The 16930-nt window shown below is 49.2% G+C and carries 16 protein-coding genes; all 16 read left to right on the top strand.

What is annotated here, in order from left to right; all coding sequences use genetic code 11:
* The 16 genes from DW085_RS11980 to DW085_RS11910 all read left to right on the top strand — a co-directional run bounded on the left by DW085_RS11980 (position 1) and on the right by DW085_RS11910 (position 16758).
* Positions 1-864 (top strand): energy-coupling factor transporter ATPase, encoded by an 864-nt coding sequence (locus DW085_RS11980; RefSeq protein WP_107000782.1) that lies wholly within the window; start codon positions 1-3, stop codon positions 862-864.
* The gene (locus DW085_RS11975) at positions 861-1661 is read left to right on the top strand and encodes an energy-coupling factor transporter transmembrane component T (protein ID WP_107000781.1); all 801 of its coding nucleotides are present in this window, start codon (positions 861-863) and stop codon (positions 1659-1661) included. The genes DW085_RS11980 and DW085_RS11975 overlap by 4 nt, the downstream gene beginning before the upstream one ends.
* Before the next feature lie 150 nt (positions 1662-1811).
* Positions 1812-2108, top strand: coding sequence for a LysR family transcriptional regulator (locus tag DW085_RS19850; protein ID WP_243034018.1), 297 nt, complete (start codon positions 1812-1814; stop codon positions 2106-2108).
* Positions 2105-2713, top strand: a complete 609-nt coding sequence (locus DW085_RS11970) for a LysR substrate-binding domain-containing protein (protein WP_243022410.1) — start codon at positions 2105-2107, stop codon at positions 2711-2713. The genes DW085_RS19850 and DW085_RS11970 overlap by 4 nt, the downstream gene beginning before the upstream one ends.
* Positions 2714-2883: 170 nt before the next feature.
* Positions 2884-4509 carry a nickel ABC transporter substrate-binding protein gene (gene nikA, locus DW085_RS11965; RefSeq protein WP_118481853.1) on the top strand — a complete coding sequence of 542 codons (1626 nt, stop codon included), beginning with the start codon at positions 2884-2886 and terminating at the stop codon, positions 4507-4509.
* 11 nt (positions 4510-4520) lie between these two features.
* Positions 4521-5462: a nickel/cobalt ABC transporter permease gene (gene opp1B / locus DW085_RS11960; RefSeq protein ID WP_117796486.1), complete on the top strand. Its 942-nt coding sequence runs from the start codon at positions 4521-4523 to the stop codon at positions 5460-5462.
* A complete protein-coding gene (gene opp1C, locus DW085_RS11955; RefSeq protein WP_107000778.1) occupies positions 5462-6286 on the top strand; it encodes a nickel/cobalt ABC transporter permease in 825 nt (274 codons plus the stop codon). The genes opp1B and opp1C overlap by 1 nt, the downstream gene beginning before the upstream one ends.
* Positions 6283-7137 carry an ABC transporter ATP-binding protein gene (locus tag DW085_RS11950; RefSeq protein WP_107000777.1) on the top strand — a complete coding sequence of 285 codons (855 nt, stop codon included), beginning with the start codon at positions 6283-6285 and terminating at the stop codon, positions 7135-7137. The genes opp1C and DW085_RS11950 overlap by 4 nt, the downstream gene beginning before the upstream one ends.
* The gene (locus tag DW085_RS11945; protein WP_117796485.1) at positions 7125-7907 is read left to right on the top strand and encodes a dipeptide/oligopeptide/nickel ABC transporter ATP-binding protein; all 783 of its coding nucleotides are present in this window, start codon (positions 7125-7127) and stop codon (positions 7905-7907) included. The genes DW085_RS11950 and DW085_RS11945 overlap by 13 nt, the downstream gene beginning before the upstream one ends.
* Positions 7908-7957: 50 nt before the next feature.
* Complete coding sequence (locus tag DW085_RS11940) at positions 7958-8959, top strand: succinylglutamate desuccinylase/aspartoacylase family protein (protein ID WP_118481850.1); 1002 nt, start codon at positions 7958-7960, stop codon at positions 8957-8959.
* A gap of 156 nt (positions 8960-9115) precedes the next feature.
* On the top strand, positions 9116-10147 hold the full coding sequence (gene truA / locus DW085_RS11935) for a tRNA pseudouridine(38-40) synthase TruA (RefSeq protein WP_118492916.1): 1032 nt from the start codon (positions 9116-9118) through the stop codon (positions 10145-10147).
* Positions 10148-10149: 2 nt separating this feature from the next.
* Positions 10150-11577 (top strand): sodium:solute symporter family protein, encoded by a 1428-nt coding sequence (locus DW085_RS11930; protein WP_107000773.1) that lies wholly within the window; start codon positions 10150-10152, stop codon positions 11575-11577.
* Positions 11578-11638: 61 nt separating this feature from the next.
* Positions 11639-12955, top strand: a complete 1317-nt coding sequence (locus DW085_RS11925) for a HAMP domain-containing sensor histidine kinase (protein ID WP_117796482.1) — start codon at positions 11639-11641, stop codon at positions 12953-12955.
* A gap of 75 nt (positions 12956-13030) precedes the next feature.
* On the top strand, positions 13031-14395 hold the full coding sequence (locus DW085_RS11920) for a sigma-54 dependent transcriptional regulator (RefSeq protein WP_107000771.1): 1365 nt from the start codon (positions 13031-13033) through the stop codon (positions 14393-14395).
* Positions 14396-14748: 353 nt separating this feature from the next.
* Positions 14749-15510 carry a 5-oxoprolinase subunit PxpA gene (locus DW085_RS11915; protein WP_022358636.1) on the top strand — a complete coding sequence of 254 codons (762 nt, stop codon included), beginning with the start codon at positions 14749-14751 and terminating at the stop codon, positions 15508-15510.
* Positions 15511-15534: 24 nt separating this feature from the next.
* Positions 15535-16758: an NRAMP family divalent metal transporter gene (locus tag DW085_RS11910; RefSeq protein ID WP_117796818.1), complete on the top strand. Its 1224-nt coding sequence runs from the start codon at positions 15535-15537 to the stop codon at positions 16756-16758.
* The last annotated feature ends 172 nt before the right edge of the window (positions 16759-16930 follow it).

Raw genomic sequence — 16930 nt, 5'->3', positions numbered from 1 at the left:
ATGGCAATACAGGTAGAAGATTTGTGCTACACCTACGGCGAGGGCACGGCGTTAGAGCGCCAGGCATTAAAGCACGTGAGTTTTGAGATTCAGGACGGCGAATTTGTCGGTCTGATTGGTCACACTGGATCGGGAAAATCAACCCTGATCCAGCATTTAAACGGTCTGATCAAGCCGACCAGCGGCGACATTAAGTATCAGGGTGTCAGCATTTACAGCCAGGGTTATAAATTAAAGGATCTGCGGAGTAAAGTGGGGCTGGTGTTCCAGTATCCGGAGTACCAGCTCTTTGAGGCAGATATTTTTACAGACGTCTGTTTCGGACCGAAAAATCTGGGGCTTCCGCAGGAAGAGGTGGAAAAACGTGCCCGCCATGCCTTAAAGCTGGTCGGCATGGATGAAAAATTTTATAAGCAGTCCCCGTTTGAACTTTCCGGCGGACAGAAACGCCGCGTCGCGATCGCGGGTGTACTGGCGATGCGTCCGGAGATGATGATCCTCGACGAGCCGACGGCGGGACTCGATCCGCAGGGGCGCGATGAGATTTTAGGTCAGATCGAGCGCCTGAACCGGGAGCACGGGCTGACGATTTTGGTGGTTTCCCACAGCATGGAGGACATGGCGCGCTACGTGGACCGCATCATGGTCATGAACGACGGCGTGAAGATGTTTGACGATACGCCGAAGGAGGTATTCCGCCATTACAAGGAGTTAGAGGCGATCGGTCTTGCCGCGCCGCAGATCACTTATGTGGTGCAGGGACTTCGGGAGCGCGGGATTCCGATCGACGACACGATCACGACGGTAGAAGAGGCGCGGGAGGCGATTCTGGCGCTGTATAACAAGCGGAGGGAGAAACAATGATACGGGATATCACAATCGGACAGTATTATCCGGTCGAATCAGTGGTTCACCGGCTGGATCCGCGTACCAAGCTGTTTGGAACGCTGATCTACATTATTTCATTATTTTTCGCGGACAACCTGCTCTGCTATGCAGTGGCAACCGTATTTCTGGCGATGGCGGTCCGCACCTCACGCGTACCATTTAAATTTATCGTGCGGGGACTCAAGGCGATCGTGTTCCTGTTACTTATCAGTATCAGCTTTAACCTGTTTTTGACGAGCGGACGGGTTATTTTCCAGATTGGATTTTTAAAAGTGACGCATGAGGGCTTGCGGCTGGCAGTTTTCATGGGTCTGCGCCTGATGTATCTGGTGATTGGTTCCTCTGTCATGACGCTGACGACGACCCCGAATCAGCTTACGGACGGCTTGGAGCGGAGTCTGGGATGCTTGAACCGTCTCCATGTGCCGGTGCATGAGATCTCGATGATGATGTCGATCGCGCTGCGCTTTATCCCGATTCTGATTGAGGAGACGGATAAGATCATGAAGGCACAGATGGCGAGAGGCGCTGATTTTGAATCTGGCAATCTCGTACAGCGGGCAAAGAGCATGATCCCGATTCTGGTACCACTTTTCGTATCGGCGTTCCGCCGCGCGACGGATCTGGCGATGGCGATGGAGGCGCGCTGCTACCGGGGCGGAAGTGGGCGCACGAAGATGAAGCCGCTGCATTATGAGAGGAGAGACCGGATTACCTACTTGATTCTTCTGGCTTATCTGGGAATTGTGATTGTACTGCGGATCGTTTTTTAGCGAAAAAGGGGTTACTGTCCGCGGGTAGGCACTTTTGGAACCGAAAGAGAGGTGCATAGGCTGTGCAAGCTGTGTGCCTCTTGATTTTTGTATTTTGGTTAGTTACAGCTAACATAAGGTGGAATGGAGAACAACAGAAGGAGGACTTCAATGGAATTAAAACAGCTTGAATATTTTATGGTTGCCTGTGAAAAAGGTAGTTTTAATCAGGCAGCAGAATGCCTATACACATCCCAACCGAATGTCAGCAAGGTGATCGGGATGCTGGAACAGGAGCTGGGGCGTGCGTTATTTGAGCGGACAAGCAGAGGGCTCAGGGTTACCCCATATGGAGAAACGGTCCGGGAGTATGCACACAATATTTTAAATCATGTGAGTCTTATTAACTCGCTGGCAGAAGATACGCAGGAACGGAAATTTACCGTTTCTACCTACCGAGCAACATGATTGCGAGGCTTCTGACAGATTTTTATAAGAAATATGGCTGCGAGTGCCAGATTTCCCACCGGGAAGGCAGTGTGGAGGAGATTAGTGATCAGGTATCCCAGGGAATTTCGGAGTTGGGGATTGTGTATGTAGCACAGAAACAGGTTCCGGCATTCCGGCATATTTTGTCCCACAAAAAATTGTCTTTTCAGGAACTGGATGTCAAACCTGCCTGTGTTTATGTGGGACCAAATCATCCGCGTTATGAGGATGAGAGTATCGATTTTACCGAGCTTCCGCAGTTAAAATTCGTCAGCGGAATCCGGGATTTTTTCTCAATGGAGCATCATTTAAACCATGTGAGCCTGGGAGCGATCAGCACGGATATGCTGAATACGGTTGTACATACCAATAGCGATCATATGACAATGAATCTCCTGATGCAGAGCGATATCTGCAGCCTGGGAATTGATTTTTTATATGAGGATTATAAACAATATCCAATCCGTAATCTGAAGATCCGGAATAGTGAACCATTTCTGGTAATCGGATATATTTACCAGAATGAAGAAAAGCTGAGTGCGGAGGCAGCGTGGTTTTTAGAACATTTCAAAAAAATGCTTTAATTGTTTAGATATAACAAATCGTTATAGCAATCCCCCTGTAAAACGATAGTGGTTAGTTGTGCGTAACTATGTTATCCTTTTATCTGCCGGTAAAAACGAATTGTTTTAACAAAGTAGATAAAAGAGATGCAGGCTTTCAAACCTGCGTCAGGCATAACAGGAGGACATATATGAAAAAAAGTAAAAGACTCATAGCGGCAGCTGGTGTTCTTTCCGTGGCTGTCTTGGCTGGATGTGGCGGAAACGCTTCAAACAGTACAGAAGGGACAAAATCAGAGCAGAGTGCATCGGCAGAGAGCACGAAGGATGAACTGGTATTTGTTAATTATCGGGATATCCGTGATCTGAATCCACATCTGTATGCAGGTGAAATGTATGCACAGGAAATGCTCTACGAGACCTTAGTCAATATTACAGAAAATGGGTATGAGGGCTGCCTGGCAGAGAGCTGGGATATCAGTGAAGATGGAAAGACCTACACGTTCCACATCCGTGATGGAGTGAAATTTTCGGACGGAGAGGTGTGTGACGCCAACGCGATCAAGGCAAACTTTGATGCAATCATTGAAAACAAAGATCGTCACACCTGGCTGGAAATGATGAATCTTCTGGTTGGGGTTTCGGCTCCGGATGATAAAACCTTTGTGATCGAACTGTCGGAGCCGTACTATCCTCTGCTGACAGAGTTGGGAGTTACCCGTCCGTTTGCAATGATTTCTCCGAAGGCGATGAAGGACGGAAGCACAAAGGATGGCGTAAACGAATACATTGGAACAGGTCCATATGTCCTGACCGATTTTGTGACAGATGAGTATGCAGTATTTGAAGCAAACGAAAACTATTGGGGGGAGCAGCCGTCCATCAAAAAGATTACGGTAAAAGTAATACCGGATAATCAGACGCGTATCATGGCACTGGAAAAAGGGGAAATTGATCTGATTTTCGGTAAAAATATGATTGATGCGGATGCAATTAACCAGTATACGGGAAATGACAATTTTACGGTTGCGTTATCGGATCCGACCTCGACCCGGCAGATTGTACTGAATACAACCCGTGATATTCTGGATGAGAAGGAAGTGCGTAAGGCACTTCAGCATGCGACAAACAAAGCAGCGATTTCAGAAGGTATTTTTTATGGTCTGGAACAGCCGGCGGATACACTGTTTGCATCTACCGTTCCTTACTGCGATATCAATCTGACCCCATATGAGTATGATGTGGAAGAAGCAACGAAGATGCTGGAGGAAGCAGGCTGGACGTTGGCTGGAGACGGCGTACGTGAAAAAGACGGCCAGAAAATGGAACTGGAGCTGCTTTATAACAGCGATAGTGTGACGGAAAAAGCGATTGCGGAGTACCTCCAGAGCGAATACCAGAAGCTGGGTGTCTCCCTGAACATTCATGGAGAGGAAGAACAGTCTTACCGTGATAGTATGAAGGCTGGAAACTTTGACATGGTATTTAATATCTGCTGGGGAACTCCGTATGACCCGCAGTCCTCCCTGGCGGCGATGCGCGCTCCGGTTTATGGAGATTTTGCGGCACAGCAGGGACTGGAAGATAAGGCAGATATCGATGATGCGATTACAGAGATCCTGGTTTCCACGGATGAAGAGCGCCGTCAGGAGCTGTATACATTTGTGCTGACCCGTCTGCATGAGGATGCGGTCTATATTCCGCTTACTTATGAGTGCAATAAGGCAATCTACCGTTCGGATCTGCAGGGCTTCCATTTTACGCAGACTCAGTATGAGGTTCCGTTCGCTGATTTCTATTTTGGAGAGAAGAAATAAAGGAAAAATAAATGAAACAATATATCATAAAACGAATCCTGTCGGCAATTCCGCTTCTTATTATTATTTCGTTTGTGTGTTTTGTGTTTATTAACCTGATACCATCCGATCCGGCGGAGGTGGCACTGCGCATCCGCCAGGTACCGATTATTACAGAAGAAGCGGTGGCACAGGTAAGGGCGGAACTTGGATTGGACAAACCATATCTGATACGATATATTTCCTGGCTGGCTGACTGTCTGAGGGGAGATTTTGGAATCAGTTACGTCAATCCGAGCCGTACAGTTGCGGGCGAACTGATGCGCTGTCTTCCGGCGACTCTGCAGCTTGCGGGTGTATCGTTTGTGATGGTTCTGGTACTGAGCATTCCGATTGGAGTGCTCTGTGCCGTTTATAAGGATGGTGTGTTTGACCGCATCATGCGGGCGATTGTTTTTATGACAACGGCGATGCCTGCATACTGGGTAGGGCTTCTTCTGATCTGGCTGGTTTCGATCAAGCTGGATCTGCTTCCAACGAGCGGAAGCGGGAGCTTTAAACACCTGATTCTGCCATCGTTTACGGTATCATTGAGTTATATATCGACGTATATCCGCCTGATCCGCAATAATATGTTGGAAAACATGAAACAGGATTATGTTCTCTATGCCAATGTGAGAGGCATTCCAAACCGGCAGATTCTTCTTAAACACATTTTGAAAAATTCGATGCATACTTGTATTGTAGCGATCGGAATGAGCATACCGCAGCTGATTTCCGGAACGATCGTCGTTGAGAATGTATTTGCCTGGCCGGGGCTTGGGACACTCTGTATCAGCTCGATTTTTAACCGGGATTATCCGGTGATCCAGACGTATGTGCTATTGATCGGAGTACTATTTGTCGGATTTAATTTATTATTTGATATTCTTCAGACAATTTCAGATCCGCGTCTTAGAAAGGAGAGTCATTGATGGTAGGACGATTGATTCGAAACCGGGCGGCCGTTGGAACGATTGGTCTGGTGCTTATCGTGGCGCTCATAGGGATCTTTGCACCGTTTATCGCACCGAATGATCCGTATGCAACGGATATTTTAAATAAATTTGCCGGATTCAGCCAGCAGTATCCACTTGGTACCGATAATCTGGGACGGTGTATTTTGTCGAGAATGATTTATGGAATCCGTCCGACGCTGGGGCTGGCAGTCCTGACCATGCTTGGAACGATTGGCCTGGGAGCGTTGATGGGACTTTTGGCAGGTTATTTCCGCGGGATCGTGGAAGAGGTGATCATGCGCACAGTCGATGTAATGCTTTCATTTCCGAGCCAGATCATGGTGTTTGCAGTGGTAGCCCTGTTGGGAATCAGCGTGCAGAATGTAATTCTGGCCAATGTGTTTATTAAATGGGCCTGGTATGCGCGGATGATCCGGACAGGTGTTATGCAGTATCGTGACCGGAACTTTGTGCGCTTTTCACGATGTATAGGAACACCAGAATCTTTTATATTATTTCGCCATCTTGTACCGTCAATTGCGGCAGATCTGGCAGTTTTATCCTCTCTGGATGTCGGATGGGCGATTATCAATATTTCAACCCTCTCATTTCTGGGACTGGGTGTACAGGCACCGACACCGGAATGGGGAGCGATGCTGAGCGAGGCGAAGAATGTCCTCACCAGCAATCCGGTACAGATGCTGGTTCCGGGAATTGCGGTGGTAATTCTGGTAGCAGCGTTTAACCTGATGGGAGATGCCCTGCGGGATGTGCTGGATCCGAAGGAGGTGCAGAAATGAGCCTGAATCATGAGCGGGTGCAGCCGATTCTGCGGGTGGATGGACTGAATGTAGAACTGAAAATCAGAAATAAACAGAAAAAATTGGTCGAGAATGTAAGCTTTGAGGTAGAGCCGGGGCAGTGCCTGGGTATTCTGGGAGAATCCGGAAGCGGAAAAAGCATGACGGTAAAAGCAATTCTGGGACTTCTGGACCGCCAGTTCCGGATAGAAGGACAGGCATGGTTTGAGGGAAAGGATCTATGCCGGGCAGGACGGGATGAACTGCGGCGGCTGCGTGGGCAGAAGATAGGCATGGTTCTCCAGAATCCGATGACCTGCTTTGATCCACTTTACCGGATTGGAAGCCAGATGGCCGAGACCTTTGCAGCCCATACAGATTGGGATCGGGCAAAGATCCGGGAGATTTCCCTGGAAGTATTGGAAAAAATGAGAATTCATAATCCGGAGGAAGTGCTGGGGCAGTATCCACACCAGCTTTCCGGAGGAATGCTTCAGAGAATCATGATTGGGCTGGCACTGGCGATGAAGCCGGCACTTCTGGTGGCAGATGAACCGACAACGGCAATCGATGCCATCACCCAGGCTGAAATTTTGAAGGAATTTCAGCGGATCAAGGAAGAAAGTCATACGGCGATGATATTTATCTCCCATGATTTGGGGGCGGTTTCGAAGATTGCGGACGAGATCGTCGTGATGAATGGAGGAAAACTGGTCGAACAGGGCGATTTTGAACATATCTTAAGGCATGCAAAGGATCCGTATACACGGATGCTTGCAGAGACACGGCGCTCGGTCATGGAGCGCTACCGGCTTTGCCTGGATAATCAGGAGGAATTATGCTTGAATTAAAAGATATATGTGTCAGCTTCCGGAGTGAGCGTCAGGATAAATTGTTTGGAACCTCCAGGGACCAGGTGCTGTTTGACGTATCTTTGCAGGTGGAAAAGGGAAGCTGCCTAGGGATCTTAGGAGAAACCGGAAGCGGAAAATCGACGGTTGGACGTGTCCTTTGCGGACTTTTAAAACCGGATTCCGGGCAGGTGCTTCTGGATGGGGAGGAGATTTATCGAAACCGTCAGGGGAGAAAGAATCTGCAGAAGAAAATCAGTATTGTTTTTCAGGATTATACAACCTCGGCGAACCCGCGTTTCCGTATACGGGATATTCTGGCGGAGGGACAGCGGGCAGCAGCACGTAAAAAGGGAATCCGGAAGCTTTCAAGAGAGAAAATAAAAAAAGGTGCCGGAGAGCTGATGGAGATGGTGGGACTAAGTGCAGATTTTCTGGATCGATATCCCCATGAATTGTCCGGCGGTCAGCTCCAGCGAGTCTGCATTGCCCGGGCGGTAGCCTGCGAACCGGAGATAATTCTGTTCGATGAGGCGATTTCATCTTTGGATGCACATACGCAGGTGCAGGTTATGGATCTGCTTATAGATTTAAAGGAGAAACTGAATCTGACGTATGTATTTATTACGCATGATTTGACGTCGGTTACCTATCTGTGCGATGAGGTGCTGTTTTTATACCGCGGACATATCACAGAATGCCGTCCGGTCCGGGAGCTGGGAAAGACAACGGATGAATATGCGCGCAGGCTGCTGCAGGCGATCGTTTAGATGGAATTGAGTAAAAGGAGCAGAAAAGTTCTCAGAACAGGAAATAGAACATGAAAATATATGAAACGAAGGTGGAGGCAGGCACGAAGCAGTGGCTGAAAATTCCGGTGGATGAGGAATGCAGCCTGAAAGCGGCGGCTTTCTGTGGTTCAAGACCGGGAAAACGGTTGATTGTTACAGCGGGGGTACATGGCTGTGAGTACATAGGAATTCTGGCAGTTTCCCGTCTGATTCAGGAACTGGATCCGAGGCAGATGAAGGGAGAGGTTGTATTTCTTCCGATTGCTAATGAAGGTGGATTTTATAAGGAAATCAAGCAGCTGGTACCGGAGGATGGTGTCAATTTAAATCGGGCATTTCCGGGAACGGAAATGGGAAGCCGGTCAGCGAAGATAGCAGCAGCTGTGGAAACGTATCTGTATCCAGATGCGGACTTCCTCGTGGATCTCCATAGTGGAGATATTCACGAGATGGTAGTTCCGTTTGCCTTTTTTCCGGTGGCAGCAGGCGAGACGGTAGAAAAAAAGGCGGCTGCAGCGGCAAGAGCGATGTCTTTGTCGTGGAGAGTGGCATCAACGGCGAAAAATGGTCTGTACAGCTGGGCAGCGCAGAAAGGAATCCCGGCTCTTCTACTAGAACGGGGCGGACTGGGACGTTGGACAGAACGGGAGGTGGATGCATATCGGATAAACCTGTATGAACTGCTGGTTCATCTGGATATTTTGCCAGAAAGTATTCTGGAATCAGTCAAAGGAATGAATTTAAAAGATTCAGAAAGCTCCCCGGAATCAGAGGTACTTCCATCCGGGAAAATAGAGCAAAGGGAGATTCGGATCATGCGCTATCTGGAGGCACCGGGAAATGGATTCTGGTATCCGGCTATCCGGGAAGGAAGCTGCCTGAAAAAAGGAGATTTACTGGGAGAAATCCGGCGGCTTGACGGCAGCCTGATGTATCGTTATGAATCAGAGCTTGACGGCATGGTCTTTTACTATACCTTGTCACTGGGGGTAAGTGAGGGAGAACCGCTGGTAGCATATGGCGAATGCTAAGAAAAAAGCATCTTTGGATGAAAGGATCCAAAGGTGCTTTTTGCATAGGAAAAGACGGTCAATAAAAAAATATCTGTCAAAAAAAGGGGATTATATGGTATGATAAATAGCAGAAAATAGATTTTTGAGGATAAATATAGAAATAGAGGAATATATATGAGACGAATTAAACTGGTGGTCTCCTACGACGGAACCGCCTACTGCGGGTGGCAGCTTCAACCCAACGGAGTGACCATTGAGGAGGTGCTGAACCAGGCGCTTTCTTCTCTTTTAAAAGAGGATATTCAGGTCATCGGGGCGAGCCGGACGGATTCGGGTGTCCATGCGATGGGAAATGTGGCAGTTTTCGATACCGAGAGCCGGATTCCGGGGGATAAGATCTGCTTTGCACTCAACCAGCGCCTGCCGGACGATGTGCGGATCCAGGCGTCGGAGGAGGTGCCGCTTACCTTCCATCCACGCAAGGCAAACTGCGTGAAAACCTATGAATACAAGATTTTGAACCGCAAGATCGATATGCCGCTGCAGCGCTTATACAGTCATTTCTGCTATTTCAATCTGGATTTAGAGAAAATGCAGAAGGCGGCATCCTATCTCATCGGCGAGCACGATTTCAAGAGTTTCTGTACGGTGCGGACGCAGGCGGAGGAGACGGTGCGGACGATCTACAGCCTGACCGTGACGAAGGCGGACGACCTGATTACGATCCGCATCAGCGGCAGCGGTTTCCTCTACAATATGGTCCGGATCATCGCCGGGACGCTGGTTAAGATCGGCATGGGCGTTTACCCGCCGGAGAAGATGGAGGAGATTCTGGAGGAGAAAAACCGGGCGGCAGCAGGTCCTACGATCCCAGCACGCGGGCTGACGCTCGTAAGCCTGGAGTATGAAAAAGAGCTGGCACCGTACCTGGAGGGCGAAAATAAGCACTGGCACTATGTGCTCGATCAGAGAAATGTCCCGGAGAAAGGGCTTGCATACCTCACGATCGAGCGCTGTGAGCCGGAAGAGCTTGACGGCGTGCTGCGCCGCGTGATCCATCAGGCATACCGAAACGGCGCGAAACGGGTGTTTGTGCGGGATACGTTTGGAGAAGAGGGGAGCATCTGCGGATATTACCGACTGAGACGGCAGCCGGAGACGGAAGAAGGCTGGCTGGAAGCCGTCTACGAGGGTGAATATCAGTGAGTATGAGTAGAACATTTGATTATCTGGTATGTTTCAGCGTCTATTCGCTGATTATCCTGATTATAGGAAAATCATCGTTCGGTGAGAGCGATTCGATTGGGAAATTTTTTATCGGAGAACGAAAATGCGGGTTCTGGCGGCTGTTTTCCACTTTCGTCGGGACCTGGGTGTCCGCTGCGACCATTCTGGGATACACGGGCAATGTTTTTGAAAATGGAACCTCAGTGATCGCTGTGACGGTTATCCCGTGGTTCATCGGCGCGGGGCTGCTGTATCTCATCAGCGGCCGTATCTATGACTGCGACATGCTCACGATCCCGCAGTTTATCGGGGAGCGCTACCATTCCCGCTTTCTGCGTACCTGCTGTGCGCTGCTGCTCTCGGGCGGTTACGTTTTTTATCTGGTGATCCAGATCAAGGGATTTGGAATTGCGGCGGCGACGCTTTTAAATATTGATTATAAAGTTGCAATTTTTTTGGTTTATCTGTTTATTCTGTATTCTACCTTTGGAGGATTCAATTCGGTTACCAAGACGGATGGCGGAAACCTTATCATGCTCACGATCAGTATAGTGGTTGTCTATTTTGTCGTGGTCGGAGGAATAGAGGGAAGCGGATTTCTGACAAACGCGGAGGTGTTTAGCCGAAATGCGGCGGGCAGCGGGACGGACAGTTTTGGAAATCTGATGAAAGATTATAGCCTTACCATGTACCTCACGATGTTTTTTGGCTGGGGTATGGGGCTGGCAGCGAACCCACAGTATCTGATCCGGATTGTGGCGGCAAAGAGCCGTGAGACGGCGCGGAAAGTCCTGATCTGTTCGCTGGTGTTCTTGACATTTTTTTATTTCTGCCTGACCCAGATCGGTCTGGGGCTTCGGATCCTGTTTCCTTATCTGTCCTATTACTTCGGATCAGACGATATTTTTGTCTACGCAATTAATTATTTGCTCCGATCACGGTTCAGCGGATTTTTCTTAATCAGCGTGATCGGCGCGTGCATGTCGACGGCGAACTCGCAGCTGCTTCTGATTGGCTCGATGATGTCCTACGATGTGGCGGCGCAGTATGGAAAATGGAAGAAAACAGAGGACCGTATCCTGGGGCTGACGCAGCTCTTTATCTTTCTCGGCGGAACGCTGGCGCTTCTGCTCTCCTTAAATCCACCGTCCAACAGCCTGTTTTTCGGCGCGGATATCTGGGGATTGTTTTCAGCAATTCTGACGCCACTTCTCTACGGTACGCTTTATTATAAGCGGGCAACGAGGACGGGCGCATGGGCGGCATTTGTGACAGGGGTAACCGGGACAGTGCTGCTTCAGCCACGCGAGCTGCCGGTTTACTGGGGGTTTCCGGTGACGCTGTGTTCGACCCTGGTTTTTGTCCTTGTCCCGGTGCTGGAGAGTATATGGAAAAAACGTGCTTGCTAAAGGCGGGCATTTGGAAACATGAAGCTGTCAGACAACAGCGAGAAGGAGGCGAAAACGAGCGATGAATAAATGGCTGAAACGTCTTTCAAATTGGTTTTTCCAGATTGAAAATGAGGTCATGATTCCCTTTGTTCTGGTGGGAATCCTTGTCATCGGCAGTTTCAGCGTGATTTCCTATTATAATGGCTACACGATGCAGAAAAACAGTGAGCTGGAGCTGGCGGATACGCTGTTTGAGGATGTAAACCGCGATCTGCACTTTCTGGAAAAGCGTCTGCCGGAGGAGGAGATCGCGGAAAAATACCGGAATTTTGAGCGCGGGCGGATTCGGATTCTGGACCGTGACGGTGAGGAGATCACGGCTGGAACCCGTTGGGAAAACACATCGGTACTGGCAGTCAGCAAGGGGGACAATCCATTTGGCTGGCGGCTGGAGTACCGGATGGATGAGAGAATATTCGGGGAACGCATCTTAGAGCAGCAGAGCTATTTGGTAGTCGGCGCGATCGCGTCGCTGATTCTCATCTGCCAGGCAAGCATTTTCATTTCCCACAGTATCACGCGCCCCATCCGCCGGATGAGCCATACCTGTAAGGAAATCGAGGAAAACAAGGGCAGTTATCAGAAATACCGGTTTGAGGCGGTCAGCCGCCACGACGAGATCGGACAGCTGGCGGTTACCTTTGAGGGGCTGCTCAAAAACATGGATAATTACACGAAAATGGAATATACCAGCCGGATGGCAGCGACGCTGGCGCATGAGATCAAGAACCCGATCGCGGGCATCCGCTCCGGCATTCAGCTTTTAAAGGGCAGGACGGTCAAGGACGGCGATAAAATGCTCTGTGACAGCATGATCCATGAGATCGACCGTGTCACGGCGCTGATCATGAACCTTCTGACTTTGTCAATCCGGCGTGAATCACCGAAAACGGAGATTTCTGTGACCGGTGTTTTAAAGGAGATCGGAATGATCTATGCGAAAGGACCGGACAGCCGCCGCGCATCGCTTTTTGTGGAGGCAGAAGAGGGACTGAGGGCGTGTCTCAATGAAAATGAGTTTCGCCAGATCATTCACAACCTGATCAGCAACAGCCTGAGGGCGCTGGTACCGGACCGCGAGGGACAGATTAAGCTTATGGCAGCCGCGCAGGAGAAAGAAGTGATTGTGACGGTGCGGGACAACGGAAAAGGCATGACGGAGGAAGAAGTCTCCAAGGCGCTGGAACCATTTTATACAAAGAGCATCAACGGAACCGGGCTTGGGCTCTCAATCGTGAGCCGCCTGGTGGAGTCAAATGGAGGAACGATGGAGATCGTGAGCAAGCCGGGGGTAGGGACAGACGTGGTTTTAAAATTTCCGGGGAAAATGGTATAGTGTGACCATTTAATGAGGTATTTCACGAATTTAGTATTTAGAGTATAATGTTATGAAACAGGGAGGAGGATGCACATGGATCGAATTTTGATTGTGGACGATGAATTTCTGATTCGCTATACACTGGAGGAAGGACTGAAAGACAGGGGATATGACGCCTATTCAGCCGCAACCGTCGAGGAAGGGCTGGAGTTTGTCAGGAAATATCATCCGGGTGTGCTCCTTCTCGACAATCTCCTCGAAAACAGTGTCGGGATGGATGAGATTGTCAATTTCAAAAATGCAGATGAGGAACTGCAGGTCATCATGATGACGGCGTACGGTTCCGTCTCCCAGGCGGTTGAGGCGACGAAGCGCGGTGCATATGATTATATTTTAAAGCCGTTTGATGTGGATGAGATCGATATGCTGATCAAGCGGTGTCTGGAGCAGAAGCGCAACCGGGATTCACTCGTCTTCCTGAAAGGCGATGTGCCGCAGTTTTTAGGTGTCAGTGAGGCAGCTGCCCGGATCCGGCACCTTATTCAGGTGCTTGGGGAAAATTTGTCGGTCAATGTACTCCTGCGCGGGGAGACGGGAACGGGCAAGGAAGTTGTGGCGCGGCAGATTCATGCGAACAGCGCCCGCAAGGATAACCTGATGGTACGCATTAACTGCGGTGCGATTCCGGAAAATCTGATGGAGAGCGAGCTCTTTGGCTACGAGCGCGGCGCGTTTGCGGGGGCGCTCAAGACGAAAAAGGGCTTGATTGAGCTGGCGGACGGCGGTACGGTCTTTTTGGACGAGATCGGCGAATTGCCGATGGCGATGCAGACGAAACTTCTGACCTTCCTGGATGACCGGAAATTTAAGCGGATCGGCGCGCTGGAGGACACGGCGGTTGATGTTCGGATCATTGCGGCGACGAACAGAAATCTCGAGGAGGCGATCAAGGCGGGGCAATTCCGGGAGGATCTGTTCTACCGGCTGAATGTCATGCAGATCGAGATTCCGCCGCTTCGTGACCGGCGCGAGGATATCCCGGTGCTCTGTGACTATTACCTTGACTATTATAATAAAGCCTTTGCCCGCAATATCGAAAAAGTGGATCCGGATTTCATGCGGGAGCTGCTCTTGTACGACTGGAAAGGCAATGTCAGGGAGCTTAAAAATATTTTTGAGCGTTGTTTTCTCTTCAGCCAGGGAAATATCCTGGAAAAACACGTGGAGTTGGCGCCGGTCGAGCGGGAGGCAAGGCCGGAGAGCGGGGACTGCATCTATCTGAAAGATTTGAAAAAAGGACCGATCGACCTCGAGCAGGAGGTCGCGGCGCTGGAGAAACGATATATGTCGGAGGCGTTGAAACTTTCCGGCAATAACCTGACGCGGGCGGCGGCACTGCTCGGCGTCACCCGGTTCTCAATGAAACGGAAGATGGAGCGGGAAGACGGGGAGAAGTAGAAAAAGCAGAAAAACTGTATCAGGAGGAAGGACGAAAATGGTTGTCTGGTAAACCGGGTGCAGGAATGAATGGTAAAAGAGTGCAAAAAATCACATCGTGCAAAAACGCACGCCCAAAACGTGCGTTTTTGCACGATTTTTGTATATAAATTAAATTATTTTAAAAAATATTAAAATTATGATTGAAAAATACATAAAAGTCAGATAAAATATCATTAGAAGCAAAAAAACAAGGGGAACATACAAAAAACATCTCATCTTAAAAATAGTTTCCGATGGTTGTTGAAAACAGACAGAAGAAACGCTAAGCCGCAAAAATGAGATGTGTGAGCTAAGAAAGGGAGGAATGAACCATGTTTTATGTCGATTTAAACAGTGATTTAGGTGAGAGCTTCGGTAACTATACGATTGGTATGGATGAAGAAATTCTTCAGTACGTGTCTTCCGCCAACGTAGCCTGTGGATGGCATGCAGGTGATCCGATGGTTATGGATAAGACCATCGCATTGGCAAAGAAATACGGAACCGCAGTAGGAGCACATCCGGGATTTCCGGATCTGATGGGCTTCGGTCGAAGAAACATGGTGGTAACTCCGGAAGAAGCGAAAGCATATCTGAAATACCAGCTCGGCGCATTGAGCGCATTTACTAAGAGCCAAGGCGTAAAAATCCAGCACGTAAAACCGCACGGTGCATTCTACAACATGGCAGCTGTTGATGAGAAGCTGGCGAGAGCGATGTGTGAAGCAGTCTATGAAGTAGATAAAGATATCATCTTCATGGGTCTGGCAGGATCCCAGATGATCAAGGCGGCTGAGGAGGTTGGTTTACAGGCAGCGAGCGAGGTGTTCGCAGACCGTGCATACAACGATGACGGAACCCTGGTTTCCAGAAAACTTCCGGGAGCAGTCATCAAAGATAAAGACCTGGCAATCAAACGTGTCGTAAGAATGGTAAAAGAAGGAAAAGTTGAGAGCATCAACGGAAACGACATTTCCATCAAGGCAGATTCCATCTGTGTACACGGAGACAACCCAAAAGCGCTGGAGTTCGTAAAGAACATTCGTGAGACCCTGGTAGCCGAGGGAGTGGAGATTAAAAATCTGTTCCGCTAATACATATGTAAGGAGAAGAGAAATATGGGAGAAAAGAAAAAAAGTAATGCGAACACGACAGCCCTGATTGGCGCCGCGTTCCTGATGGCAACGTCCGCGATCGGACCTGGTTTCCTGACGCAGACCGCAACCTTTACCGGTCAGTACGGCTCTATTTTCGCACTGGCAATCATCTGTACCATTCTTCTGGATGTTACAACCCAGTTAAATATCTGGTCCATCATCGGTGTGTCCGGTATGCGTGGACAAGATATCGCAAATAAAGTTGTTCCGGGACTCGGATATTTCATCGCGTTCCTTGTGTCTCTCGGCGGTCTGGTATTCAATATCGGTAACGTCGGCGGCGCCGCAACCGGTTTTAACATCGTATTCGGTTTTCCGCTGAAAGTCGGAACCGTTGTAGCCGGTGTCATCGGTATCCTGATCTTCTTATCCAAGGATGCGAAAAACTTCATGGATAAGCTGACCAAATACTTAGGAAGCATCATGATTGTTACCGTACTTTATGTAGCATTCCGTTCCAAACCTCCGGTTGTTGAGGCAATCGGCAGTGTTGGACATCTGAACGAATTCCCGAACCTGGTATTCCCGATTATTACCTTGCTTGGCGGAAGCTGCGGCGGTTACATCACATTCTCCGGTGCACATCGTCTTCTGGATGCAGGTTTCTCCGGAACCAAGGATCTTCCGCATGTTCGCCGCTCCGTATTAATGGGCATCAGCGTATCGGGAGTTATGAGAATTTTACTGTTCCTCGCAGTTTTAGGCGTTGTTACAGCAACTCCGGAAGTAGTTGGAAGCGAAGCATGGGTAGCAAGCCCGCCAGCAGCAGCTTTTAAGGCAGGCGCAGGCATCATCGGTTACAAGATCTTCGGTCTGGTTATCCTGTTTGCAGCTATCACCTCCATCATCGGTGCAGCGTATACATCCGTATCCTTCTTAAAGACCCTGCATCCGTTCATCATGGAGAATGAGAAATGGTTCGTTATCGGCTTCATCGCTGTATCGACCGTTATCATGACATTACTTGGACAGCCGGCAACTCTTCTGGTTCTGGCAGGTTCCGTAAACGGACTGATTCTTCCGATTACACTGCTTGTCATTCTTCTGGCAAGCCGCAGGAAAGATATCGTCGGTGAAAATTACAAACATCCGACCGTACTCATCGTACTTGGTGTATGCGTTGTTCTTCTGACCGGTTACTCAGGAATCAAGGCTCTGCCGAAGATTCTTACCATCTTTGGTTAATGAATGAAAAAATGCAAAAAATGTGGTAAAATAATAAAAAACGATTAAACGGACAGGCGCCCGGCGGACTGGCTGGATGAGCACGCAGATGGCTGGCTTATGGCAGCAGGTCTGCCGGGCGTTTCCCTGTAACTGGCTTGTTGGGTCGGAAGCAGTTTTTAGGTTTTTCGAA

Origin of the sequence: Clostridium sp. AF50-3 (assembly GCF_003477445.1) — a bacterium.
Classification (GTDB): Bacteria; Bacillota; Clostridia; order Lachnospirales; family Lachnospiraceae; genus Otoolea; species Otoolea fessa.
Note: the sequence above shows the minus strand (reverse complement) of the source record. Positions and strands in the feature narration are given on the sequence as shown.

Coding starts and splice junctions, on each gene's coding strand:
- truA (WP_118492916.1), top strand. CDS start 9,116: ATGAGACGAATTAAACTGGTGGTCTCCTACGACGGAACCGCCTACTGC.
- DW085_RS11925 (WP_117796482.1), top strand. CDS start 11,639: ATGAATAAATGGCTGAAACGTCTTTCAAATTGGTTTTTCCAGATTGAA.
- DW085_RS19850 (WP_243034018.1), top strand. CDS start 1,812: ATGGAATTAAAACAGCTTGAATATTTTATGGTTGCCTGTGAAAAAGGT.
- nikA (WP_118481853.1), top strand. CDS start 2,884: ATGAAAAAAAGTAAAAGACTCATAGCGGCAGCTGGTGTTCTTTCCGTG.
- opp1B (WP_117796486.1), top strand. CDS start 4,521: ATGAAACAATATATCATAAAACGAATCCTGTCGGCAATTCCGCTTCTT.
- DW085_RS11920 (WP_107000771.1), top strand. CDS start 13,031: ATGGATCGAATTTTGATTGTGGACGATGAATTTCTGATTCGCTATACA.
- DW085_RS11980 (WP_107000782.1), top strand. CDS start 1: ATGGCAATACAGGTAGAAGATTTGTGCTACACCTACGGCGAGGGCACG.
- DW085_RS11950 (WP_107000777.1), top strand. CDS start 6,283: ATGAGCCTGAATCATGAGCGGGTGCAGCCGATTCTGCGGGTGGATGGA.
- DW085_RS11975 (WP_107000781.1), top strand. CDS start 861: ATGATACGGGATATCACAATCGGACAGTATTATCCGGTCGAATCAGTG.
- DW085_RS11910 (WP_117796818.1), top strand. CDS start 15,535: ATGGGAGAAAAGAAAAAAAGTAATGCGAACACGACAGCCCTGATTGGC.
- opp1C (WP_107000778.1), top strand. CDS start 5,462: ATGGTAGGACGATTGATTCGAAACCGGGCGGCCGTTGGAACGATTGGT.
- DW085_RS11945 (WP_117796485.1), top strand. CDS start 7,125: ATGCTTGAATTAAAAGATATATGTGTCAGCTTCCGGAGTGAGCGTCAG.
- DW085_RS11930 (WP_107000773.1), top strand. CDS start 10,150: ATGAGTAGAACATTTGATTATCTGGTATGTTTCAGCGTCTATTCGCTG.
- DW085_RS11970 (WP_243022410.1), top strand. CDS start 2,105: ATGATTGCGAGGCTTCTGACAGATTTTTATAAGAAATATGGCTGCGAG.
- DW085_RS11940 (WP_118481850.1), top strand. CDS start 7,958: ATGAAAATATATGAAACGAAGGTGGAGGCAGGCACGAAGCAGTGGCTG.
- DW085_RS11915 (WP_022358636.1), top strand. CDS start 14,749: ATGTTTTATGTCGATTTAAACAGTGATTTAGGTGAGAGCTTCGGTAAC.